22 protein-coding genes are annotated in these 24,922 nt (G+C 47.0%); 9 read left to right on the forward strand and 13 right to left on the reverse strand.

Annotation, left to right across the window (positions count from 1 at the left end; translation table 11 throughout):
- Positions 1–282: 282 nt before the first annotated feature.
- Both murA and ACTO17_RS17220 read right to left on the reverse strand, forming a co-directional pair.
- Positions 283–1,575: a UDP-N-acetylglucosamine 1-carboxyvinyltransferase gene (gene murA, locus ACTO17_RS17215; RefSeq protein ID WP_172537554.1), complete on the reverse strand. Its 1,293-nt coding sequence runs from the start codon at positions 1,573–1,575 to the stop codon at positions 283–285.
- Between the two features lie 899 nt (positions 1,576–2,474).
- Positions 2,475–2,912, reverse strand: coding sequence for a protease complex subunit PrcB family protein (locus ACTO17_RS17220; protein ID WP_482558793.1), 438 nt, complete (start codon positions 2,910–2,912; stop codon positions 2,475–2,477).
- Between the two features lie 128 nt (positions 2,913–3,040).
- Between ACTO17_RS17220 and ACTO17_RS17225 the strand changes: the two genes are divergently transcribed.
- The gene (locus ACTO17_RS17225) at positions 3,041–3,796 is read left to right on the forward strand and encodes a lysophospholipid acyltransferase family protein (protein ID WP_172536292.1); all 756 of its coding nucleotides are present in this window, start codon (positions 3,041–3,043) and stop codon (positions 3,794–3,796) included.
- On the opposite strand, the gene ACTO17_RS17230 is transcribed toward ACTO17_RS17225, so the two are convergent.
- From ACTO17_RS17230 to hpf, 3 genes are all read right to left on the reverse strand, one after another.
- Positions 3,768–5,210 carry a UDP-N-acetylmuramoyl-tripeptide--D-alanyl-D-alanine ligase gene (locus ACTO17_RS17230; protein WP_482558794.1) on the reverse strand — a complete coding sequence of 481 codons (1,443 nt, stop codon included), beginning with the start codon at positions 5,208–5,210 and terminating at the stop codon, positions 3,768–3,770. The genes ACTO17_RS17225 and ACTO17_RS17230 overlap by 29 nt on opposite strands.
- A gap of 14 nt (positions 5,211–5,224) precedes the next feature.
- A complete protein-coding gene (locus ACTO17_RS17235) occupies positions 5,225–6,277 on the reverse strand; it encodes a D-alanine--D-alanine ligase family protein (RefSeq protein ID WP_482558795.1) in 1,053 nt (350 codons plus the stop codon).
- A 268-nt stretch (positions 6,278–6,545) separates the two neighbouring features.
- Positions 6,546–7,073 carry a ribosome hibernation-promoting factor, HPF/YfiA family gene (hpf, locus tag ACTO17_RS17240; protein WP_172536289.1) on the reverse strand — a complete coding sequence of 176 codons (528 nt, stop codon included), beginning with the start codon at positions 7,071–7,073 and terminating at the stop codon, positions 6,546–6,548.
- Positions 7,074–7,358: 285 nt separating this feature from the next.
- On the opposite strand from hpf, the gene ymfI reads away from it, so the two are divergent.
- From ymfI to ACTO17_RS17265, 5 genes are all read left to right on the forward strand, one after another.
- Entirely contained in the window at positions 7,359–8,093 is a 735-nt protein-coding gene (ymfI, locus tag ACTO17_RS17245) for an elongation factor P 5-aminopentanone reductase (RefSeq protein ID WP_482558796.1), read from the forward strand.
- Between the two features lie 227 nt (positions 8,094–8,320).
- Entirely contained in the window at positions 8,321–8,674 is a 354-nt protein-coding gene (locus tag ACTO17_RS17250) for a helix-turn-helix domain-containing protein (RefSeq protein ID WP_172536287.1), read from the forward strand.
- A gap of 130 nt (positions 8,675–8,804) precedes the next feature.
- Positions 8,805–9,161, forward strand: coding sequence for a helix-turn-helix domain-containing protein (locus ACTO17_RS17255; protein WP_172536286.1), 357 nt, complete (start codon positions 8,805–8,807; stop codon positions 9,159–9,161).
- Positions 9,162–9,241: 80 nt separating this feature from the next.
- Positions 9,242–9,808 carry a glycerol-3-phosphate responsive antiterminator gene (locus ACTO17_RS17260; protein ID WP_172536285.1) on the forward strand — a complete coding sequence of 189 codons (567 nt, stop codon included), beginning with the start codon at positions 9,242–9,244 and terminating at the stop codon, positions 9,806–9,808.
- Positions 9,809–9,825: 17 nt separating this feature from the next.
- Positions 9,826–10,191 carry a metal-sensing transcriptional repressor gene (locus ACTO17_RS17265; protein WP_482558797.1) on the forward strand — a complete coding sequence of 122 codons (366 nt, stop codon included), beginning with the start codon at positions 9,826–9,828 and terminating at the stop codon, positions 10,189–10,191.
- 19 nt (positions 10,192–10,210) lie between these two features.
- On the opposite strand, the gene greA is transcribed toward ACTO17_RS17265, so the two are convergent.
- From greA to ACTO17_RS17280, 3 genes are read right to left on the reverse strand one after another with little or no spacing between them, the layout of a single operon-like run.
- Positions 10,211–10,714 carry a transcription elongation factor GreA gene (gene greA / locus ACTO17_RS17270; protein WP_482558798.1) on the reverse strand — a complete coding sequence of 168 codons (504 nt, stop codon included), beginning with the start codon at positions 10,712–10,714 and terminating at the stop codon, positions 10,211–10,213.
- A gap of 37 nt (positions 10,715–10,751) precedes the next feature.
- Entirely contained in the window at positions 10,752–12,158 is a 1,407-nt protein-coding gene (locus ACTO17_RS17275; RefSeq protein WP_482558799.1) for a HAMP domain-containing sensor histidine kinase, read from the reverse strand.
- The gene (locus tag ACTO17_RS17280; RefSeq protein WP_482558800.1) at positions 12,151–12,894 is read right to left on the reverse strand and encodes a response regulator transcription factor; all 744 of its coding nucleotides are present in this window, start codon (positions 12,892–12,894) and stop codon (positions 12,151–12,153) included. Before ACTO17_RS17280 ends, ACTO17_RS17275 begins: the two co-directional genes overlap by 8 nt.
- Before the next feature lie 238 nt (positions 12,895–13,132).
- Here ACTO17_RS17280 and ACTO17_RS17285 point away from each other — a divergent pair, with 238 nt between their 5' ends.
- On the forward strand, positions 13,133–16,291 hold the full coding sequence (locus ACTO17_RS17285) for a YfhO family protein (RefSeq protein WP_482558801.1): 3,159 nt from the start codon (positions 13,133–13,135) through the stop codon (positions 16,289–16,291).
- The gene (locus ACTO17_RS17290; protein ID WP_482558802.1) at positions 16,284–17,273 is read left to right on the forward strand and encodes a glycosyltransferase family 2 protein; all 990 of its coding nucleotides are present in this window, start codon (positions 16,284–16,286) and stop codon (positions 17,271–17,273) included. The genes ACTO17_RS17285 and ACTO17_RS17290 overlap by 8 nt, the downstream gene beginning before the upstream one ends.
- 76 nt (positions 17,274–17,349) lie before the next feature.
- Here ACTO17_RS17290 and ACTO17_RS17295 read toward each other — a convergent pair whose 3' ends face one another.
- Positions 17,350–19,083, reverse strand: coding sequence for a methyl-accepting chemotaxis protein (locus ACTO17_RS17295; protein WP_482558803.1), 1,734 nt, complete (start codon positions 19,081–19,083; stop codon positions 17,350–17,352).
- A gap of 138 nt (positions 19,084–19,221) precedes the next feature.
- Entirely contained in the window at positions 19,222–19,833 is a 612-nt protein-coding gene (locus tag ACTO17_RS17300; protein ID WP_482558804.1) for a GTP pyrophosphokinase, read from the reverse strand.
- 253 nt (positions 19,834–20,086) lie between these two features.
- On the opposite strand from ACTO17_RS17300, the gene pdxR reads away from it, so the two are divergent.
- Positions 20,087–21,532, forward strand: a complete 1,446-nt coding sequence (pdxR, locus tag ACTO17_RS17305; protein ID WP_482558805.1) for a MocR-like pyridoxine biosynthesis transcription factor PdxR — start codon at positions 20,087–20,089, stop codon at positions 21,530–21,532.
- Here pdxR and ACTO17_RS17310 read toward each other — a convergent pair.
- From ACTO17_RS17310 to ACTO17_RS17320, 3 genes are all read right to left on the reverse strand, one after another.
- The gene (locus ACTO17_RS17310) at positions 21,510–22,751 is read right to left on the reverse strand and encodes a DUF1015 domain-containing protein (protein WP_482558806.1); all 1,242 of its coding nucleotides are present in this window, start codon (positions 22,749–22,751) and stop codon (positions 21,510–21,512) included. The two genes, pdxR and ACTO17_RS17310, sit on opposite strands and share 23 nt — an antisense overlap.
- Positions 22,752–23,137: 386 nt before the next feature.
- Positions 23,138–23,773 carry an endonuclease III domain-containing protein gene (locus ACTO17_RS17315; protein ID WP_482558807.1) on the reverse strand — a complete coding sequence of 212 codons (636 nt, stop codon included), beginning with the start codon at positions 23,771–23,773 and terminating at the stop codon, positions 23,138–23,140.
- Positions 23,774–23,824: 51 nt separating this feature from the next.
- Positions 23,825–24,631: a PepSY domain-containing protein gene (locus ACTO17_RS17320; protein WP_482558808.1), complete on the reverse strand. Its 807-nt coding sequence runs from the start codon at positions 24,629–24,631 to the stop codon at positions 23,825–23,827.
- Positions 24,632–24,922 lie beyond the last annotated feature (291 nt).

The raw sequence follows: 24,922 nt of genomic DNA on the forward strand, positions 1-24,922 counted from the left end.
GTGAAAGGGCCATCCGGTAGTTCCTGTGTATCGAATGATTCAAAATATGAAAAAGGAATTCCTTTACGTTTTGTGTATCCAATGATTCGAACTTTGAAAAAAGGAATTCCTCTATGTTTTGTGTGTCGAATGATTCAAACTTTGAAAAAAGGAATTCCTTTATGTTTTGTGTATCCAATGATTTGTACTGCAAAAAGGAATTCCTTTTCATTCCGTGTATCAAATGGTTTGCGCTATAAAAAGGAATTCCTATGTTTTCTAAAGCATTCGTGTAACGAATGTTTAACTTACTTTAAACTGGAACTTCTGGATCTCTTTTTCGGAACTTACCCGCTGTATCTGGGCTCCAAGTCCTTCCAGTTTCTCTTCGAAGGCTTCGTATCCCCGCTGAATATAGTGAATATCGTCTACGATGGTGACTCCTTCTGCGGAAAGGCCTGCGATTACCAGGGCTGCGCCGGCTCTCAGATCCGGGGCGCTGACTCTTGCGCCGGTGTATCCTTTCACGCCGTTGATTATGGCGATATTGCTCTCTACTTTGATATCTGCTCCCATACGGGTCAGCTCATCCACATATTTAAAACGGTTCTCAAAGATGCTCTCTGTCACAGTACTTGTTCCCTGGGCAATTCCCAGTACCACAGACATCTGGGGCTGCATATCGGTAGGAAATCCGGGATAGGGCAGCGTGGTAACCTGTGTGTGGCGCAGGGGCTTCGATGCCACCACGCGGACAGCGTCATCGAATTCTTCCACTTCGCAGCCGGCTTCTAAGAGCTTGGCGGTGGTGGCTTCCAAATGCTTTGGAATCACATTTTTTACCGTAACGTCTCCTTTGGTGGCTGCTGCCGCAAACATAAAGGTTCCCGCTTCAATCTGATCCGGGATCACGGAATACTCGGTTCTGTGAAGCTTCTCCACGCCTACAATCCGGATCACATCGGTTCCGGCGCCGCGGATATTTGCTCCCATGCTGTTGAGGAAATTGGCAACATCCACCACATGAGGTTCTTTTGCCGAATTTTCTATGGTAGTTTTCCCTTCTGCCATGGCTGCTGCCATCATAATATTAATGGTAGCCCCTACAGATACCTTATCCAGATAGATATGGCTTCCCTTCAGATGCTCTGCTTCCGCCGCAACTGCGCCGTTTCGGATCTCCACATGGGCGCCCAGGGCACGAAAGCCCTTGATATGCAAATCCATGGGGCGGCTTCCGATATTGCAGCCGCCGGGAAGGGTCACTTCCGCCCTTTTATACTTTCCGAGCATTGCCCCCAGAAGATAATAAGAAGCTCTTATTTTCTTCATGGAATCATAGTCCACCGGAATATCCTTTACAAAAGAACCGTTGATCTTAACGGTGTGGGCATCCACTCTGTCGATTCTGGCCCCAATATCTCCCATGGCCTGAAGCAGTGCGTTGATATCTCTGACGTCGGGTAAATTATCTATTGTTACGGTTTCATCCGTCATAATGGCTGCTGCCAGAATTGCCAGCGCCGCATTTTTGGCTCCGCTGATTTCCACTTCGCCTACTAACGGATTACCTCCTCTGATTACATACTGTTCCATATCGCACCTCTATGCTATATATTTCGTAAAAGAAGTTATTATAGTAAACTGCCATCATAACTCAGCCTGCCGTCTAGCGGGCCGCATGGCCATCCATACTATGGAAGCCAGGGGGCTTTCATAGTAAACTGCCATCATACTCAGCCTGTCGTCCGGCAGGCCGCATGGCCATCCATACTGTGAAAGCTTTAGCTTTCATAGTAAACTGCCATCATACTCAGCCTGCCGTCCGGCGGGCCCCATGGCCATCCATACTGTGAAAGCTTTAGCTTTCATAGTAAACTGCCATCATACTCAGCCTGCCATCCGGCGGGCCGCATGGCCATCCATACTATGAAAGCCAGGGGGCTTTCATAGTAAACTGCCATCATACTCAGCCTGCCATCCGGCGGGCCGCATGGCCATCCATACTATGAAAGCCAGGGGCTTTCATAGTAACATTCTTTTCTCTTTGTTAAGTTTGAAAAATCTTTATGTACTATTATAACACACTTTGTCGATTTGTAAATCTATACTGTTTCTCTCAATTATCTTTTACAATTCCGCCTATCTTATTTTATGTGGGATTCCATCATCCGTGCATGGCCCCGAAAAAGTATTTTGTGCAAATACCATAAAAATTCCCCTGAAAAAACGCTGTTTTCTATCTGATTGCCATTGTTTTTAGTATAGGCAATTCCCTGCCAAATCATTCGTCGTTTTTAACTCTCTGCCTGCAGCCTGTCCCAATTCAGGCAAAGCAATTTTTACATAAGGAAACAGAAATTATTTCCGCTTTGCAGCTTTATCTTTCAAAGCCGGAACATAATTTCTGTTTCTTATCTTACCACATTCACCGCAAAATTCCTACTGTTTTTTATTCTGACCTTTCATTTTTCATATCGCAAAAGACTATTTTGTTATTCAAATACCACATTTTTCTCCAAATATTTTGTCCGAATTACAAGATATGGATAGGATTTGACCTGATTGATCTTCTCTCCTTTGGACGGACCGATCAAAGTAGTGTCGAAATATACGGCATTTTTCGTCAGATAGCAGTCATTGACCGCGATACTGTAACCGCCGGTTTCCTGAACCCCATACCCAGCGGCAATATACAGATATTCCTTATCGGTATATGTGAGTTTAAAAATCGTCTCCTTTTTCTCCTCAATGACAGCCAGAAATTCCTCCGGAATCTCTTTTTCTTCCAGAATTTCATAAGACAAATCCTTTAATTTTTTGGTGTCCGTCTCCTCCAATCCGCATCCCTGAAAAATGCAGGCGCAGACCACTGCCGCCAGAGCAATTCCATACATAATCATCCCATGATACCACTGATTCTGTTTTTCCATGTTCACGTTCCCTGATTTTTTTACATTCTTCCTGAATTCTATGAAAAATTTCTTCTTTTTATGATTGTATTTCCGCTTTTCAGTCTGTATAATATAACAAGTGAACATTTATTACGAGGTAAAATACTATGATACGAATAATTTTAGTGGCAGTTTTTTTAATCTCTTTTTTAATTCTTTCCATTCCTATTCTGCTGATCGAGCGGGTGATTAAAAAGTTCAATCCTTATGGGGCGGATATCAGCAGCCTTCGGATTGTCCAATGGGCCTTTCGGGTGGTGCTCAAACTGGCAGGCACGAAAATTACGGTGATTGGAGAAGAGCATGTGCCGAAAGATCAGGCTGTCCTCTACATTCCCAACCATCTCAGCTATTTTGACATTGTAATTACCTATTCCAGATGCCCGGGGCTGACCGGCTATATTGCCAAAGACACCATGCTGCGTTATCCTCTGCTTTCTGACTGGATGAAACGGCTGTACTGTCTCTTTTTGGATCGGGAAGATATGAAGGCGGGACTGAAAATGGTTCTGACTGGAATTGACCACATTAAAAAGGGAATCTCCGTGTGTATTTTCCCGGAGGGCACCAGAAATCCCCATCCGGAAAACGGAATGCTGCCCTTTAAAGAAGGAAGCCTGAAAATGGCGGAAAAAACAGGATGCCCCATTATCCCTGTTGCCATCACCAACACCAACAATATTTTTGAAAGCCATATCCCATGGATTAAAAAATGCAATGTGATTGTGGAATACGGGGAACCGATTCTGATCAAAGAACTGGATAAAGACCAACGGAAATTTTCCGGCGCCTATACCCAGTCCAAGATTGAAGAAATGTTAGAAAAACACAAGGCTATGATGCAGAATGAAACTTCTCTCTGATGGCCTCTACTACTTTGGGATAATCCATAAAATGGGATGCTTTCACCAGTACGGTATCTCCTTCCTGCAGATACTCTAACAGCTGGGAAAGCATCTCATCTTTTGTTTCAAAATAAAATACCTCGCACCAGTCGTTGGCGTCGCAGGCGCCGTTTGCCATCTCTTTGGCCAGTGTTCCGGCACAGAACAGCGTGTCAATCTGCTTTTCGGCCGCATAAGCTCCCACTTCATAGTGAAGCTGCTTCTCATTTTCTCCCAGCTCCCCCATATCTCCCAGCACTGCCACTTTCCGGGCAAGGCCGTTGCTGAGCACATCCAAAGAGGCCCGCATGGATACGGGATTGGCATTGTAACAGTCGTCAATTAAGAGCAGGCCGCCGGTCTCTATCAAATTAGTACGCCCGCCTATGGTTTCTGCAGCTTCAATGCCTGCCTTAATTTCCTCTAATTCCATATCAAGGGCAAGGCCCACTGCCGCCGCCGCCATGGCATTGTAGATATTATGCTGTCCCGGAATTGGAATATGGACGGATATCTCCCCTGAAGGGGTGTGAATTCTGGCATCCACTCCTTTTAATCCGCAGTTTTTGATCTGATCTGCGTAAATATCCTGCTGCGCACTCCTTTTGGCGTCTGCATCTCCCATCGGTTCTGCCCCTCTGTTTCCCTCACCCGGATTCTGGCCGCCGAATCCATAGAATACCGGCCGGATTCCCTTTACTTTGATAAGGGTGGAGAGCTTATCGTCCTCGCCATTTAAGATAATATGTCCCTCCGGTTTCAAAAAGTCAAAAATTTCACTTTTGGCCTTCAGAATTCCATCTCTGGTTTTCAGATTTTCCAGATGGCAGATTCCAATATTGGTAATCACGCAGAGATCCGGCTGCGCAATCTCTGCCAGCCGGTGCATTTCTCCAAAATCAGAAATTCCCATTTCCACCACCGCCGCTTCATGCTCCTCCCGAATCCGCAGAAGGGTCAGGGGCAGGCCGATTTCGTTGTTGAAATTTCCCGCTGTTTTCAGCACCCGGTACTTCCTGGACAAAACAGAAGCAATCATCTCTTTGGTACTGGTTTTTCCCACGCTTCCGGTAACTCCCACAATGGGAATGGCAAGCTGCCTGCGGTAAAAAGCCGCTATGTCCTTTAATGCCTGCAGGCAGGATTTCACCAGAATGTAAGGCGCCTGGCAATGCTCCAGTTTTTTCTCAGAAAGAACTGCCGCCGCCCCCTGTCTGCATACCTGAGGGATAAAATCATGACCGTCCACTCTGGCGCCCTTTACCGGAATAAATAAAAACCCTTCCTCCACCTGCCTGCTGTCTGTCACCGCTCCGCGGATCACCGTCTTTTTCTTATGTTCTTCACCGTAATAAATGCCGCAGCATGCTTTTGCAATATGTTCCAAAGTCATATTTTTTACTCCTGTTATTTATATTTTTTCAGCGAAATCCGGATAATTTCTTCACACAATGTTGGAAAATCCATCCCTGCGGCCTGGGCTTCCTGGGGAAGCAGGCTCACCGGAGTCATGCCCGGCAGGGTATTGGCTTCGAGACAGTATATTTCTTCCTGTTCATCCAGAAGAAAATCCATTCTGGCATAAGTTTCCAGTCCCAGTGCTCTTGCCACTTCCTCTGCATAACGCTGCATTTTTTCTGCAATGGAAGGAGGAAGCTCGGCAGGACAGGTTTCCACTGCGCTTCCGGCGGCGTATTTATTTTTATAATCGTAAAAGCCTTCCAGGGGCGCAATTTCTATTACCGGCAATGCCTGGAAATCCATCACACCTACGGAAAATTCCCTGCCCTTCACATAGCTTTCCAGAATCACCTTTTCTTCAAAACGGAATGCTTCTTTTAACGCCTGCTGATACTCTTTTTCATCCCTGACAATGGATACCCCGATACTGGAGCCGCCGCAGCAGGGCTTTACCACGCAGGGCAGCGTCAGTCCTGTTTCTGCAAACTCCCACCGGCAGGTTTCTTTATCCATGGCAATTCCCTTGGGAGTGGGAATGTGATTGGCAAGAAACAGCCGTTTCGACAATCCCTTATCCATGGCCACGGCGCTGCTTAAATATCCGGTTCCGGTATACTGGATTCCGTATAAATCAAAGGCGGCCTGAATTCTTCCGTCCTCTCCGTTTTCTCCGTGAAGGGCCATAAACACAATGTCTGCCATCCGGCACAGTTCGATTACATTGGGGCCGAATAAACTTTTGCTCTGATCCTTCCTGCTTTTTCTTACGGCATCTAAATCCGGCGCTTCCTGGGATATTCCGGTGACTGCCGCGCTGACCTGCTCTGAACGCTCAAAAATTCCGGTTAAATCCTCCGGTTTGTCGCTGTAGCCCATAAACACATCCAGCAAAATTACCTTATGTCCCCTGCTTCTCAGCGCATCTGCCACATTTTTCCCTGTAACAAATGATACATCGCGTTCGGTGCTTAAACCGCCTGCCAACACTACGATATTCATATTGAGAATCCTCCTTGCTTATTAATCTCCTGCCGATATCTTATACTATATTATTCCCACTGGCAAGAACCTGCGCTTATTTCGGCACTTTTTACCGGGGAGAGAGCATTTTTTGCCTTTTCCCCGGCATGCCGGCGCTGCCGCAGGCACACTTTTTCTGAGAACTTTGCCATACAAAAAGAACTGCCGCAAAGTTCTTCCCTTTGCGGCAGCTCTCTGCCTTCTCCCTGCGAACCCGGAGCGTATAAGAGCGTATATAAAACATGCTCTAGAATTCCGGTTCAATCAGTCCGTATGTATTTCCTTTTCTCTTATATACTACGTTCACTTCTTCGGTTTCCGCGTTCTGGAATACGAAGAAATTATGCCCTAACAGTTCCATCTGGATGCAGGCGTCCTCCGGATACATGGGCTTCATGCCGAAGCGTTTGGTACGGATAATCTTGATCTCCTCGTCGTCCTCCACTTCCTTCTCAATAAACTCCTGCTGAAAGCTGCCTGCTGCCTGCTGTTTCTCCACAATCTTATTCTTGTACTTCTTCAGTTGTCTCTCGATAACCTCTTCCACTAAATCTATGGAAACATACATATCATTGCTGACCTGCTCAGAACGGATAATGTTTCCCTTCACCGGAATGGTAACCTCAATCTTCTGGCGTTCCTTTTCCACGCTTAAGGTTACAACAATATCTGTCTGAGGGGTAAAGTACCGCTCCAGCTTGGATAACTTGTCCTCTACCGCTGTTCTCAATCCGTCTGTGATATCAATATTTTTGCCGCTGATTGTAATACGCATGGTGTCCAACCCCTTTTCTGCTTATTTTGGTATACCCGTGAGCCAGAGCATCTGTCAGGCAGTTCCCGCTCCTTCCAACCAGAACAGCTGCCTTTGGGCAGATAAGTCTACTCTTAAGTATCATTCAGAAAGTTTCCGAAACTTCTCTGTGAAACATATTATACCACACCCCAGATCTGAATACAATAAATCTCTGGGAATTCTTGACACTTTCCCCGATTCATGATAAAAGATCATACAAAGAAACCAAAGGGATTTTTCACAGAAAGGATTTTCCTCATACTTATGAAATCAAAAACTGCTTTTATTACCGGCGCTTCCCGGGGTATCGGCCGGGCAATTGCCGAAGAATTTGCCAAAGCCGGATACCGCCTTGCCCTGAACTGCCGGGCCTCAGGCCAGGAGCTTCACAGCTTCGCCCGGGAGCTTCATCATACTTACCATGTCCCCTGTCTGCCAATCGTGGGAGATGTCAGCGACGAAGCCTTTGTGAAACAGGCGTTTCAAACCGCAGCCCGGGAGCTTGGGAACACCGATATCCTGGTAAACAATGCAGGCGTTTCCCACATCGGCCTGCTTACGGATATGAGCCTTTCAGAATGGAACCGGGTGCTTCAGGTAAACCTTACTTCTCTGTTCTGCTGCTGCAAATACGCCGTTCCCCCCATGGTTCAGGCCCAATCAGGAACTATTATAAATATTTCCTCGGTATGGGGCGCGGCGGGAGCCTCCTGCGAAGTGGCCTATTCCGCCTCAAAGGGCGGCGTCAATTCCTTTACCAAGGCTCTGGCGAAAGAGCTTGCCCCCAGCGGCATTGCCGTCAACGCCATTGCCTGCGGCGTCATCGACACCCGTATGAACCAATGCTTTACAAAAGAGGAACGCATACAGCTTGCCGCAGAAATTCCTGCCGGAAGATTCGGGCTGCCCCAGGAAGCCGCAAGACTCGCTTTATCCATTGTCAATGCCCCTTCCTATATGACCGGCCAGATTATCTCTTTAGACGGCGGATGGCAGTGATGTGAATCCGGGAGCAGTTCCCGGGGCCTGCCTGCGCACCGCTTCAGAGGCCGGGCAATATGAAATGAAAACCCCTGTATTTCCAGTGATTGGAAAAGATTCACATTTGTGAATTTTATTCGCATTTCGAATAATTCCGTTATTTTCCTGTAATTTTTTCGTAAAATATTTCTATCGCAACACTGTGTTACATAAGAGTAATATTTTTACAAAAGAGGAACATTTATATGGAATTATCCAGAAGACTGGAAAATTTATTAGAGGAGCACAATCTCACTCAGAGGCAATTATCCAATGAGCTTCATATTGCGCCGTCCACTCTGAACGGATATCTCAGAAGAAACAGGGAACCGGACTTTGCCACACTGATTAAACTGGCCAAATATTTTAAAGTATCCACAGACTACCTTTTAGGCGTCACTGAAATCCGGCGCCCTTATCCTTCAGGTGAATTCTATGATGACAAAGAAGAAGATTTACTCTACACTTATCGGACACTTGGTCCTCAGGAACAAATCTACCTGATCAAACAGGCACATATCTATTGTCATCAAGACCTGGACCTTCCACAGAAAAAATAGGCTGTACCCCATTGGCGATTGAGATTCTCAAAATGCGAAACAGGATTCTCATTCCGAGAATTTCTTTTTTCAAAGCAGCATCTTCTATTAAGATAAAGATACCTGAATTTATCGAAACGGAGGTGCCCTGATGGATTTCTATATCCGGCTGGAAAATCTGCTTGAAGAAAGAAATTTAACCCAGAAGCAATTATCCCTGGATCTTCATATCGCATCATCCACTTTAAATGGATATGTCAACAATAACCGGGAACCGGACTTTGCAACTTTAATCCGCTTTGCCAAATACTTTGACGTAACCACGGATTATCTTCTGGGCCTCAGCAATGAGAAAAAACCTTCTCCTTCTGCTTTAAACCCAATCGAAGGAGCCCTGATTCATCTCTACCGCACGCTTCCTGCAGAACGTCAGGAATTGATTGTGGAACAGGCCCGATTCTACCAGAGCCTTGAGATGAAACAGCAGAAAAATAAACGACGGGACTGAAAATTGACGCTGCATATGGCAAAGTTCTTATCTGTCGTGTATAATAAAAGGCAATACCGGATACGCAAAGGAGTATGCTTATGAAAAAGGAATATCGTGAAGCTATTGAAGATTCACCCGTTATTGCCGCTGTTAACAGCTTTGAGAGTTTAGAATGCGCCCTGACCTGTGAAAGCCGGATTATCTTTATTCTGTTCGGCGATATCTGCAATATTCCTGATATCGTTGCCAGAATCAAACAGGCCGGCAAACTGGCTGTGGTGCATTTGGATCTGATTACCGGACTGGCGCCCAAGGAAATTGCCGTAGACTATATTCAGCAGCGCACAGAGGCAGACGGTATTATTTCCACCAAACCTGCATTGATCAAATATGCTGCAAAACTGTCTCTGTTTACCGTGCTCCGCTTTTTTGTGATTGATTCACTTGCGCTTTCCAGCATTGAGAAACAGCTTCAAAATGTAAAACCTGACGTGATTGAGGTTCTGCCGGCTCTGATGCCGCGGGTCTTAAAACGTATATGCAGCATGAATCACATTCCTGTGATTACTGGCGGACTGATTTCTGAGAAAGAGGATGTAATTTCCATGCTTTCCGCAGGCGCAGCCTGTGTGTCCTCCACCAGTCAGAATGTCTGGTTTCTATAAGAAGGAGGTTTACAGACTTGCAAAACAATGATTCGGACAGCAGTTATCCTGTTTCTGAGCAGGCCCCAACGGAAGGGCAGACGCCAGAAAACAGTTCACAGACAGCTCATACACATTCTCACAGCCACACACAGACCCAGGCTGTGCTGAACCGGATGGCCCGGGCCATCGGCCATATGGAAGCTGTCAGGCGGATGGTGGAAGACGGCAGGGACTGCAGTGAGGTTCTGATTCAGATTGCCGCTGTCCGCTCCGCCATCAATAATATTGGCAAAATCATTCTGGAGGATCATATCTCCCACTGTATTGTGGATGCAGTGGAACATGGGGATCAGCAGGCATTAGAGGATCTGAAAAACGCCATTGAGAAGTTTGTAAAATAGCCTGACGGCTGTTTTGCCGTTAAAACCCCCGGATGGCGTCATGTTCATCCTCCGATGTATTTTCGATTTTTCGGATTACAGCATAGTAACTGTAATCGTCGCTGACCTTTATCTGCACTCTGTCCCCGGCTTTATGTCCCAGGATTGCTTTTCCGATGGGGGATTCCGTACTGATTAGGTTTTTCATGGAATTTCCCCGGATGGAAGTCACAAGCCGAAAGACCTGTTCCTCGTCATCTTCCTCAAAATACACGGTAACTGTATTATTAATCCCCACTTCATCCTCTTTGGAAGCATCTGACACAATCACCGCTGTTTTCAGCATCCGTTCCAGATAGCGGATTCTGCTTTCGTTCTTATTTTTGTCCTTCTTGGCCGCATGATACTCAAAATTTTCGCTTAAATCTCCGTGGGCCCTGGCCTCCTTCACCGCCTCGATGGCTTCTTTGCGCACCACCAGCTTCCGGTACTCAATTTCTTCTTCTATTTTCTTCACATCACTTCTGGTTAACTGTTCCCGCATTTGCGCTCCTCCATTTCATTGATTGGCATATGTATGGTCATTCCTGCAACGGAAACCCTATCGTAACGGCAAAGGTTTCTTCCTCCTCCGCCGCAAAAAAATGCCCTCCCTGCAATTCTACCATTTTCTGCACACTTTTCAAGCCGATTCTGTTGCTTTCCACCTGTTCTTCCTCTTTCCTTTTCCAGTTGCGGAAAACAAATTCCACATATCCCTTTTCCGTTTTAACCGACAGCTGTACCGGTTGTTCTCTGTCTCCGTATTTTAAAATATTGGAAAACAGATTATTGAACACCCTCTGAAAAAAAATCCGGTTTCCCCGGAATTTCACTTCTTCCGGCGCCAGAAATTCTTCTTCCACCTGAAACCCGTTTAACATCAGAAATTCCCGGCTGCTTTCCATCTCTTCCAGCAATTCCCACAGAAAGAGCTCTGTCAGCTCCTCCTGCTCTTTTTTTCCATAAATCAGGGCATACTCAAACATTTTATCGGACAGGGCGCGGATTTCCTCTACTTTGTCTATGCACCGCCGTATATACTCCTCCTGCTTTCCGTCAGGGCATTTCTTCTGATCCAGAATTTCCAGGTATCCGTATAAAGTAGTCATGGGCGTCCTCAGATCATGAGAAACAGAGCGGATCAAATCATGGTTCGCTTTTTTCCCCTCCTGCTCCTGACGGATATTTTCCTCCAGCGCCAGGCGCATTTCATCCAGATTCCTGGCCAGGATTCCGATTTCGTCTCTTCCCTTTACCGTAACAGAATGTTCCAGATCTCCGTCTGCCATAATCAAAATCTCTTTCTTTACCCTGCCCACATAACGCATCCTCCGCCATACATAGATAATCACCGGCAGGAGCATCAGCATACTGATCAGCAGAGAACAGAAGAAATAGGGGGCTGCAATCAAAGACTGATGCAGAGAGTACACCATGACCGTTTCTGTGGTATCCAGAAATTCCACCTGTCCCATCCAGTTCAGCCCGCCATAATACGTGTTATTATACCAGAACGCGCCTCCCAGAAATGTTTCCGATACGCTGTAGTCCAGTGCGTAAAACTGAAACTGGCCCTCCTCGTCATAAAATATAATAGAAGTATAGCCGTCGTCATATTTTTCTATTTCCAGATAGTCCATCAATTCTTTTTGGCTGTAATCTGCAAATCGGATATTTTCAGCCTTTTTCTTCATGTCCTCTGTAATCTGTTTCGCGTCAAATTCAATACATCCGCTTTTCACCAGATTCACATAAAACTGAACCTGATACTGCATCAGAAACCAGAAGGTTCCAAATGTCAGAAATCCGCATCCTATCAGCAGCAGAAACAGCCGGAACGTCATCTTGCCGGTGAGCTCCTGCCACCTTTCCTGCCATTTTTGCTTTCCGCCGCTTTTTCTCACAGAAATCTCCTCCCTTTTTGCTCCCTTCCGGTTTTTACTCACAGCGGTATCCTTTTCCCCAGACATTTTTAATAATTTTCGGATTGTGGGGGTCTTTTTCGATTTTCCCCCGCAGGTTGCGGATATGTACCATCACGGTATTGGACGCTCCGTAATAATAATCTTCTTCCCAGATGCTTTCATACAAATGCCGGGCTGAAAAAATCTGTCCTCTGTGGCCGGCAAGGAGATGCAGAATTGCAAATTCAATGTCTGTCAGCTCGATCTCTGTTCCCTCCGACAGCACCTTCTCCTGCTGTTCATAGATTTCTATTCCGGGCAGGCTGATCACACGTTCATTCTGAGAAGCCTGACGGGCATTTGGGGAATGTCTGTCCTCCTGATATTCCTTTCCCCGGTAGACCTGATATCTGCGTATAAGCGCTTTAACCCGGCTTAAGAGCTCCTGGTAGGAAAAGGGCTTTGGCAGATAATCATCTCCTCCGCTGGAAAACCCCAGGGTCTTGTCCTCTACCTGAGACCTGGCGCTCAGAAATAAAATAGGAGTGTTGTTGTGTTTTCTGATTTCCAGACAAGTCTGGTATCCGTTCATCTGAGGCATCATCACATCCAAAATTACCAGATCATACTCTGTCTTTTGGATCTTTTGAAGGGCCTGGGCTCCGTTTGAGGCTTCGTCCACCTGGCAGCCTTCGCCGGACAGTAAAATATTGACCACCTCCCGGATTTCCGGATTATCGTCCACCATCAGAATTCTGGGCATTTCATTTCCGTTCATTGCTTATCTCCTGTCACATATTTATACTCGCGGGTAAATTATCTGGTCACGGGTATATGAATTCTGTTTCATTTTAGCATAAATTTGTGTTGGTTTAAAAATTCTTAAGAATCTTTAAGATTTTCTTCCATGTTTTTTTCAGATTTTCCTTTTATACTTTTCCTTGCAGTCGAATCATTGAATGACTCGTTATAATAAGAATAAGCATTTATACTCATACATACATCGGGAGGAGCTTATGAATCAGAATACTTATATACATCATACTGGAAAAAAATTACATGTTCTGTTCTGCCCGCTGCTGCTGACTCTGTTCACCCTTCTCTGTGTGCTGCTGATTCTTCCAAAAGACAGCATCTTCGGTTCTGAGGGAGACTGGTTCAGTCAGCATGTGGCTGTGGCTCAGCAGTTCCGGACAATCTTTCAGGAAACCGGGCAGATACTTCCGGATACTTCACCCCTGGGCGCAGGCAGCAATATCTATGATTTTTCCTATTACGGGCTGCTGCGGCCGGATGTTTTACTTTCTTTTGCGCTGCCGCAGGTTCCCATGACCGTAATTATTTCTGTCTATGCCATTTTGGAGCTGATTGCAGGGGCTAACCTGTGCTGTTACTGGCTGAAGAAACATCTTTCCCGCCCTTTTTTCTCTTTCATGGGAGGAATCCTGTATGCCTGCGCCGCCTGTTTTTACCATGCCCACCATCAGATTATGTTTGTCAACTATATGCCTTTTCTGCTTTTGGCATTACTCGGCATAGATCGGCTTCTGGAAAAAAAGAAGCATGGGCTTTTGGTCTCAGCATTGGTGATGGTTTACCTGCACAGTTATTACTTTGCCCCGGCAGTCCTGGCAGTTTTGCTGCTGTATCTCATTCACTGTATGTATTTTATGCCGGGAAAATCTGCCCATTTAAGCCTTTGGCTTCGCTTTTTCTTTTCTGTTGGAATTTCCATCGGAATTGCCGCAGTTTTGCTGCTGCCTACGGGACTGGATTTGCTTTCCACCAAAAAAGACGCCGGAACTGCCCCGGCCATTCAGGAGATATTATCTCTTGATTTCTCCATGAAATCTCTTTTGTACCACCCCTACGGCTGCGGGCTGACCATTCTCAGCCTGTACACGCTGCTGCTGAGCATAAAGCGGAAAAGCACCCGGCTTCTCAGCCTTGCATTGCTGCTGTGCCTCACCGTAAATACATGCTCCTGGCTGTTAAGCGGTATGCTGTATGTGCGGCACAAGGTGCTGATTCCCCTGATTCCGCTGCTGATTCTGCTTTGCGCCCTGTCACTGGAGCGGTTGTTTGAGCGAGAGGAACGCCACAGTCTGATCTGCGGGCTGCTCTGCTTCACTCCGCTTTTATTCTCCGAGTATTCCCCGGCGCTCGTTCTGGATGCAGGGCTGACAGCCGGAATTTTCGCTCTGCTGCACTTAAGCTGCAAAGCCGGCGCTCCCCAAAAGGTGCGGCTGCCCCTTACATTGCTGCTGTGCCTGTTTCCCATGACGGCATTCATTGCAATCGGGCGGCAGGATAAATTTATCTCGGATACCGATACACGGCAGCATGTATTTTCCAGTGAGGAATTGGAGGAATTAAACTTTGACAGGCAATACCGGTTTGACACTCTGACAGAACCTTATGCCAATGTCAATGTTCTCTCCCTTACAGGTATGGGAAAAACCACCATGTACTCCTCAGTGACAGACAGCGGCTACGCTGATTTCTATTATAATACAATGAGAAATCCCATCCGCGTCCGCAACCGGGTGGCCCTGATGTCTGACGCCAATCCCATGTTTTCCTATCTGATGGGCATACGGTATATACAGGCCAAATCCTCCCGGCTTCCCTGGGGATACAGCCCCATAGCGGAAAAAGAAGGCATCGTGATTGCGGAAAATCAACATGTCCTTCCCACTGCCTATGCCAGCACGGGAACCATGGCCCAGACAGAATATGAGAAACTGGAATTTCCCTATTCCCTGGAGGCAATGACCCGCTATACGATTACGGACATGGAATCTGGGAACAGCACAGATTCCGGTACAGCTTCCGGAAACAGTACGGCTGCGGAAGATTTTATGCAGACTTCTCAGATTACCGCTGTTTCCAAAGACAGCCTGGATCTTCCCGGCCTGATAAATCTGCTGGAAGCCCAGGGCGTCGTCTGTGAATGGAACCAGGCGGACTGCAGCCTGAAGCTTTCTTTGAAAACGAAAACAAAAGCTGTCATTCCTTTACAGAAACCTTTACAGAACCAGATGCTGATTTGTGCTTTAAATGTAACATCACCTTCCGGCAGGGAGGTGACCATAGATTTCAACGGCATCCGCAACAAGCTTTCCGGGAAGCATGCGCCCTATCCCAACCGCAATGATACTTTTACCTGGATGGTTTCTTCCAATGAAGAGATTCGCAGCCTGAAGCTGGAACTTTCCGCCGGAACTTATATCTTATCAGATATTCGGCTCTGGATCATGGATCTGTCCCAGTGGGGAAACCAGAATATCTGGGAAGTCAATGCTTCACCGGAGAAAGGAAAATCACTCTTTCGCGGCTTTGCTTCTCTCCAGGAACAAGGATGGTTCGTTACCTCCTTTCCTTACCGGGATGGCTACCAGATTTTACTGGACGGAGAACATGTGCCGGCCTGCCGGGTAAACACCGAATTTGTCGGCATTCCCCTGACAGCGGGAACCCATGAAATTGTCATCGCCTACCAACCGCCGGGAAAAAGAATTTCTCTGATTATAAGCCTGTTATCCCTGGTTCTTTTTCTGGTAACCCCGCTGTTTCAAAGAAGCATCCGCCATGCGACTGTTCGTAACCGTATATTTTCAAAACGGTTCTTTATTATATATCAATCATTGATACAGAAAAGAGGAGACATGATGAAAAAGTTTTTATCCAGCAACAAATTTTATGAACAACTGCAAATGATGTTTCAAAACAATTCTTTCCGGGAGCTGTTCAGCTACCTGCTGACCGGAGGCGCCACTACCTTTGTGAACTACGCGGTTTATCTGACGCTGCTGCACACCAATGCAGAATATCTGACAGCCAACACCATCGCCTGGGTTTTTGCAGTAGGGTTTGCCTATGTCACCAACCGGAAATTCGTGTTCCGTTCCGGCAACCAGATTGGAAAGGAGATGTTTTCCTTTGTATCCATGCGGTTTCTCACACTGATTACGGAAAACCTGCTTCTGGCATTTTTCATACAAAGCTGCCAGTTCCGGCCGGTAATTTCCAAAATTGCCGTAAGTTTTGTGACTGTGGCAGCAAATTATGTAATATGCAAATGCCATATTTTTCAGAAACCTGCCTCATGTGTAAAAGCGTCTGTCAGTTTACCTGCCATTCAGCAGCAGAAAGGAGAGGAAAGCCATGAATAAATTAAGCATCATCGTACCCTGTTACAACGAAGAAGAAGTGATTTCCCTTTTCTACCGGGAAACCTCCGCCATCGTAACTGAAATCGAAGATTTAAATTATGAATTTGTCTTTATCGACGACGGCAGCAAAGACCACACGCTGGACATTCTGAAGCTGCTCTGTTACCAGGATAAAAACTGCCATTACATTTCCTTTTCCCGGAATTTCGGCAAAGAAGCCGCCATGTATGCCGGACTGAAACAGGCTTCGGGAGATTACTGCGTCATTATGGACGCCGACCTGCAGCATCCGCCCAAACTCCTGCCTGCCATGTATCATGCCGTCAGCCAGGAAGGATATGACTGCTGCGCCGGAAAACGGATGGGAAGAGAAGGAGACGGCGCCCTCAGGGGCCTGCTTTCCCGAAGCTTCTACAAAGTCATTCAGCGCATGACCCATATGGACATGAGCGACGGGGCCGGAGACTTCCGCATGATGAACCGCAGCATGGTGAACGCCATCCTTTCCATGAAGGAATACAACCGTTACACCAAAGGAATCTTCTCTTTTGTGGGATTTGAGACAAAATGGGTGGAATTCCACAATGTGGAGCGGGCTGCCGGAAAAAGCAAATGGAATCTGAAAAGCCTGTTTGTCTATGCTTTTGACGGAATCCTCTCTTTTTCCACCGTACCCCTGAAGCTGCCCGGCATCCTGGGCTCTCTCCTGCTGCTGTTGTCCTGTATTCTGGGAGGCTTTGGACTGGTACAGCAGGTCTTTTTCCACCACAGTGTCGGAACTGCCTACTTTGTATCCACAATTCTGTTGTTTTTAAGCAGTCTGCAGATGTTAATGCTGTTTATTCTGGGGGAATATCTCTCCAGAGATTACATGGAAAATAAAAACCGGCCCATTTACATTATCCGGGAACAGGATTCCCAGACTGTTAAGGAAAGCAGCCGCATTTACGATATTGCTCCTGCGCGGCGGAGTGTAATATAATCGAGATTCTCATAGTCACTGAAACAAAAGCTGCCAGGACAGATTAAATTGTCCTGACAGCCCCGCTGCCGCTCTGTTACAGTTTAAAAAATTTCATCTCTTCTTCCATCTGATCAGACAGTCCCCTCAGACTGTTGGCTGCCTCTGCCAGCAACTGAATGGTAGCGTTCAGCTCTTCCATAGAAGCTGTGGTTCCCTGGGCAGACGCCGCATTTTCCTGAGACAGCGCAGACAGATTGCTGATCACCTCCACAACTGTTTTCCGGGAGACATCACAAACCTGCGTCCGTTCTTCTATCATGGCGGCATCCTCTCTGGAACTGTTAATTCCTGCAGCTACTTCCACAAAATGGCTCTGGGTAGCGTCCAGTTTCTCTTTCTGATCTTTGATGATCTCTTCGGCTTCCGACATAATCCTAACGGTCATTTCTGAATCTGCCAGCAGCGAATTAATCACATCTGTAATTGTCTGGGCCGAAGTGTTGGATTCCTCCGCCAGTTTTTGTATCTCTGACGCCACCACTGCAAATCCCTTGCCGAATTCCCCTGCCCTTGCAGCCTCTATGCTTGCATTTAAAGACAGCAGGGAAGTCTCACTGGCAATGGAAGTGATAATATCCACTGCTGCGCGGATTTTCTGGGCCGATTCATTGGTGGCGTAAATCTGGCTTCCGATTTTGCCGATGGCTTCATTGACCCTGGCAGTGGAAGAAACCAACTCCTTCATAATTGCGGCGGAAGTATCTCCCGCCTGTTTCATATTTTGGGAAGTGTCATTCAGCTTATCCACATCCTGTACGATATTTTCAATGACATTTCCCATATCCATAATCTGTCCCGATGCTGTCTCAATCTCCTCCGCCTGGGTGGCCGCTCCTGCGGAAATATCCTCCACAGCCTTGTTAATTTCCACTGCATTGGCATTTACCCGCTCTGCCATCTCGTCCAGAGATTGGCCGGAATGCATCAGATGCCCGGCAGATTCCTGCATATGATTGATAATCCCCGAAAGGTTGTGAATCAGATTCTTCAATGCCCGCGCCATGCTTCCCAGTTCATCCTGCCTTCTCAGCAGCTTCTCATCCACCTCAATGTTCAGGTTTCCCTCTGCAAGCTGCTCTAACACCTCTTCTTCTCTCCGCACTGCTCTGGCCAATGTCCTTGAGAAAAAGAGAATGAGCCCGCTGGAGAAAAGAATTACCGCCACATTGATTCCGGTGATCTGCCATAATTCCCGATCAATATATTCCTCAATTCCGCTGCCGTGCTCCCCTGCAAAAATGATGCCTACAATCGTTCCGTCATTATTTTTCAACGGTATGTAACAGCAAAAATACGGCTCTCCATTGATGAACATATCTTTATCCGTATGTTCCGCTCCGTCTTTCAGCACATTCTGCACTACCGTTTCCGATACCTTGGTTCCCACCATACTTTCCCCTGTTTTTTCATCTTTCAGGGTTGTCATCATACGGGTATCTCCCCAGCAAATGGTAATTTCAATGTCTGAAGCAGCAGAAAATGCTTCATATGAAGATAAATCCTCTGAGATATTATATTCGCCCCGGTACAAATTCTGTCCATCTGAATAGAAATCCCCCTCATCCGCCGCCAATAAAACCTGCTCTACCCCGATTGCAATGTCCCTCAGCCTCTTAATGGCCTCATCCTGCATTCCCGTTCTTATGGTTCTTGCAGAAAAAGCCGCTATAATTACTGCAAGAAACAAAAGCGGCACAAAAGCAATTGCAAGAATTCTCTGCATAATGCCGAACGATATCTTGTTCCTGTTCCCTGTTTTTTTACTCACCTGCATTCCCTCCTTTTCCTGTAATCATAAATCACCCTTTTCAACTATTGTTTTTATTATAACGTTAAGGGGTTTACAATTCAACAGCCAATGGAAGGTTTTTGCGTATTTTTTACGGCAAACTGTGAATTTTTATTTTTATATTGCCTCGATCCGCTTTCGCAGCTCCAACACTTTACTGTCAATCTGTTCAATGGCATTGGCATACGCTTTCAGCTCCCTGCCGATATTTTTCGCTTTGCGGTTCTCTTTCTTATACTGAAGCTGATAATCCAGTCCCGCCCAGTAATCCATGGCTCCGGTTCTGAGCTGCACCTCAATTTTCACCCACCGGGTCTCCTCCTGAAAAGAAACCGGCACCTGAAAAATCAGATGCAGGCTGCGGTATCCGCTTTTCTTGGGATGTCTGATATAATCTTTTTTCTTAAGCAGGCGCATGTCCTGCTGGGCGCAGAGCAGTTCCCCAATCCGGTATAAATCATCGGTATAGGTGCAGACTGCCCGGACGCCCACCACGTCATTTACATATTCCTCCATAGACGAAACGCTTTCTTCCACCCCTTTTTTCCTTAACTTTGCCGCAATGCTCTCATAAGACTTAATCCTGCTTGAGTACCTGTGAATCACTTCCCGTCCGCAGCGCATGCCAAGCTCCGCATTGATCATCTGCAGCCTGGCGCTCATAAGACTGATGCCCCACTGGCATTTGGCAAGAAATTCCTCCTGCTGCAAGAAATCCTTTAACTTCATAGTTTCCTCCAAATTTAGCATAACCTGACTTTCCCATTCTCTGTCTTATGCATAGTATATCCCGATGGCATGATTATCTTTCCTCCAAACCGCAACTTTCCCTCTGCCGGGATATGAGACCGCCGGAACAAAACTGATTTTTTCTGCATTTTAAAACAGGCTGTTTACAAATCGCTTTTCTTTTTCTATAATAGTGGCATTACATACTCACTGATTTTTTATATTTTTAAAATGGCCAGATTGGAGATTTGTTATGCTTACTTATTCTTTCTCGGAAATAGGCTCCATGAGCCTTTACGAATACCTGTACCAATGTATTAAAAATGATATTGTATCAGGCGCGCTGGCCCCAGGAGACCGGCTTCCCTCCAAACGCAGCTTTTCCAGGCATTTGAATGTCAGCGCCATTACGGTGGAAAACGCATACGGACAGCTTTTGGCAGAGGGCTATATCTATTCTATTCCCAAAAAAGGCTACTATGCCGCAGATATTTCCGCCGGCATTCCAAGGCCCGCCCTTCCTGCTTCCCCTCCGCCAAAGCCTGTGGAAAACCCGAAGGAAGAGTCCTGCTTTGCCGATTTTACCAGCAGCCAGACCCATCCGGATACTTTTCCATTTTCTATCTGGGCCAAAGTCATGCGGGAGGTAATCGGAGACGACCGGTTTGCCCTGATGAAACACTCTCCCAGCGGCGGTATTTTTCCTCTGCGCCAGGCCATTGCCAGGCATTTGAAGGATTTTCGGGGAATGACGGTCCATCCGGAACAGATTATCGTGGGGGCGGGAACGGAATATCTTTACGGAATTCTGATTCAGCTGTTGGGCTTTCAGAACATTTACGGTGTGGAAGATCCGGGATATCAGAAAATATCCTCCATTTACAAGAGCCATCATGTGAAATGCCGCCACATTCCCATGGACCGCCAGGGCATACATATGGGGCGGCTGCAGGAGTCCGGCGCAGATATTGTGCATATTTCTCCCTCCCACCATTTTCCCACGGGCATTGTCACTCCCATCAGCCGCAGATATGAACTCCTTGCCTGGGCCGCTGAAACAGAGGGAAGATATATTATTGAAGATGATTACGACTGTGAGTTCCGGTTTATGGGAAAACCCATTCCCTCTCTCCAGAGCATTGACGTGATGGAAAAAGTAATTTACATGAATACCTTTACGAAAACCCTTTCCTCCACCATCCGCATCAGCTATATGGCGCTTCCGGCCCATCTGATGGAACGGTTCCACCAGACCATGGGGTTTTATTCCTGTACGGTATCCAATTTCGAACAGTATGCCCTGACCCGGTTCCTCCAGGACGGCCATTTTGAGCGGCATATCAACCGAATGCGTAATTTCTATCACAATCAGCGGGATCTGCTGCTGGACTGCTTAAAAAGCAGCCCCCTCTCCTCCCGCATTACGATTACGGAAAAAGACGCCGGGCTGCATTTTCTCATGTATGTGGACACCTCAGTTCCGGATGAAATCATTGTGCAAAACGCCGAAACCAAAGGGCTCCGCATTGCTTCCCTGTCCCGCTTCCATACACAGGAGCCTGCTTTGGGAAACCATACATTTATTATGAATTATTCTGCCATACCTCCCGAGCACATGAAGGAGGCCATTGCAAGGCTCTGCCAGGTATTTGCGGAAGCGGAAACTTCACGCGCCATTACCGCTCCAGCTCATGAATAAACAGTCCGCTGCGCAGCTTCGGCTCAAACCAGGTGGACTTAGGCGGCATCAGAAGGCCTGCGTCCGCCACTGCAAACAACTCCTGAATGGACGTGGGATACATGGCAAACGCCGCCTTGCAGTCCAAGCTGCACCTTCGCTCCAGCTCCTTCAGGCCCCGGATTCCTCCTACAAAATCAATCCGGCTGTCTGTCTTTGGATCTTGAATGCCAAGCACCGGAGCCAGCAGCTTCTTTTGCAGTACAGATACATCCAGTCCTTCCACCGGATCATCCGTCTGATCCTTTGGAGCAATGGCGCACCGATACCAGGTTCCCTTCAGGTACATGGAAAAACAGCCTTTCTGTTCCAGCTTTACCGGCTCTTTTCCCAATTTCTCTACTGCAAAAATTTCCGATACCTTCGCCAGAAATTCTTCTTCTGTCCATCCGTTTAAATCCCTGACCACCCGGTTATAATCCATAATCATCAGCTGTTCATCGGGAAACAGCACTGATAAAAAGTAATTAAACTCCTCTTCTCCTGTATACTCCGGATGTTCTGCTCTGCGCATCTGCCCCACCCGCACGGCGGAAGCGGCACGGTGATGGCCGTCTGCAATATAGATTTCCCCGATTCCTGCAAAAGCTTCCTCCACTGCGGCAATCTGCGCTTCTTCTGAAATCACCCAAACGGTGTGGCGCACCTGATCCTCTGCCGTAAAATCATACAGCGGTTCTTCGTTCTGCACCTGTTCCACCACCTGATTGATCACCGGATTGGAACGGTATGCCAGAAAAATCGGCCCGGTCTGGGCATTGCAAATGTTCACATGATTAATCCTGTCCTGCTCTTTCTCAGCCCTGGTATTCTCATGCTTCTTAATAACGCCTCTTTCATAGTCGTCAATGGAAGCGCAGGCGGTAATTCCGGTCTGGGTTCTGCCGTTCATGGTTAAGGTGTAAATATAATAGCACCTCTTTTCCTCCCGGACAAAAGAGCCATTCTCCACCATCTCCCAGAGCGTGTCATGGGCTTTTTGATACACCTGGGGATCATAAGTGTCCACCGTATCTGCAAGCTGTGTCTCCGCCCGGTCTATCTTTAAAAAACTTTCCGGATGCTTCTTGACTTCTTCTTTTGCCTCTTCCCTGTTATACACATCATAGGGAAGGGCCGCAATTTTATCTGCTTTCGCCCTGTCGGGCCTGATTGCGCAAAATGGTTTGATGACTGCCATCTGTATTTCCTCGCTTTCTTGTATTTCTCTTTCTGTAACTGTTCCGAAGTATCCTTATTTCAGCGGCGGCAGGCTGCATATCTGCCGGCTTTGACTTTACTGTCAGCGTTCTCACTCTTCAAACACGCTCTAATACTACAGCAAACAATCTATATTTCGATACACAGGAACTGCCGGATTGCCCTTTGGCTAAGCAAACGGTTCATGGGCGTATTGCGTGGAGGCGAAATCCACTGCTTACGGAGACTTAGGAGTGACGGCTCTCCGGAACTCCTTAGATGCAGTTAGCAGTTAGTTCGCCAAAACGCTGCCCAGTTTGTGTGTCAAAGGGCAAGCCGGCAGTTCTGTCCGTATCCAAATATAAAAAGTTCGCTGTAGTACTAGGATTACACGCCGTTTTTGGCGCAGAGATCGCTAAGGCAGCAGCTCTCACAATGGGGAACGGTTCTTGCCGTGCACACATCCCTGCCATGGTACACCAGACGATGGCAGAAGTCACTGCCTTCCTCCGGCGGTATCAGCTTCCACAGCGCCATTTCCACCTTTTTGGGCTCTTTGATATTTTCCACCAGCCCTATCCGGTTCACCAGACGGATACAGTGGGTGTCTGTCACAATGGCCGGCTTGCCGAACACATCCCCCATAATCAGGTTTGCGCTCTTTCTGCCTACTCCCGGCAGTTTTAACAGAGCGTCAAAATCCTCCGGAACCCTGCCCTCATATTCATCCCTTATCATCTTCATACATCCGCTGATATCTCTGGCCTTGCTCCGGCCCAGTCCGCAGGGCCTTACAATGGCCTCAATGTCATCCACCGGCGCATCCGCCAGAGACGCCACATCCGGATATTTTGCATAAAGATCCTGCACCACCACATTGACCCTTGCATCGGTGCACTGGGCCGCCAGACGGACGCTTACCAAAAGCTTCCATGCCTGATTATAGTCCAGCGTACATCCTGCATCGGGATATTCCGCCTTCAGCCGCTCCATCACCGCAAGGGCCAGCTCCTCTTTTGTCATAACTGTCCTCCTGAACGCTTATCTGCCTTGTAAATATATATTGGTACGTCGTCAGTCTATTTCATATTCCAGAATGGCTCCTGTTACTGCGTCCACTTTACTGCTGTATTCTCTGCCCTCTGCATAAAAGTCAATTTCATATTCTGACCTTCCATGCTCCTGCTCTAATTCTATCTTGGTAAAAGCCGCCTGGTCCGCTGCAAATCCTGCATGGCTTAATACAGCCGCTTTAGCCTCCTCCACGGAAATCACTCCCTGGATATTTCCAGGAATCTGCTCGATGGCTTCCTGGGAGCTTTCCAAAACAGCCCCGTCCTCCCCGCTTATCTCGTACTTATATCTGGTCGTCCCTGATACAAATTCCAGTTCATACTCAGTTCTGCCATCCTCATAGTCCATCTCTTCTTTTACAAAAACCGCTTCCTCAGCCGTCAGTCCTGCATGTTTCAGGGCCGCTTCCTTTGCTTCCTCCATTCCAATTCCCGGCTGATTAGCAGAATTTCCCTGGCTTCCCGCTTGTGTCTGCTGTTCTCCTGTATTCTGCTCCTGCCCTGCATTCTGTTCCTGCCCGTCTGCCGGCTGATTCTGTTCTCCGGCATTCTGTTCCTGTCCGTCTGTCGGCTGATTCTGTTCTCCGGCATTCTGCTCCTGTCCGTCTGCCGGCTGATTCTGTTCCTGTCCGGTATTCTGTTCTCCAACGCTTTGCTCCTGCCCGGAGGCCGACTGATTTCCATTGGAGGAATCTTGCTTTGAGTCAGTTTCGTTTCCGCAGCCGTTTACAAAAAGAAACGCCAGTGACATTATAACTGCTGCCATAAAACAGCAGACTTTGCTTTTGTAACTGATAGATTTTCTCATATTCTCTGTTTCCTTTCCATAATTATTTGTACGTTTTCATTGTACAAAAAAACATCCGGTGATTCAAGAGTAAAATAAAACCGGTGACTCATGGGGCGCAGAGAAGCTCATATGATATCTGCGGAGAGGAAAATCAATGCTTGCCGAAAGTACAGGCGCATATTATAATAAAAGTAAAGAAAAGAGGGAATTACTGTGAAAGAAAGTAGAGGGCAGCCAATAAATGGCGCACTTTAACAAGCTGTCTTATGGCAGCCTTTGAAAAAATGTATTGCTATAAAGTGTTAAGAC

The sequence above is a fragment of the Petralouisia sp. genome, from assembly GCF_056822245.1.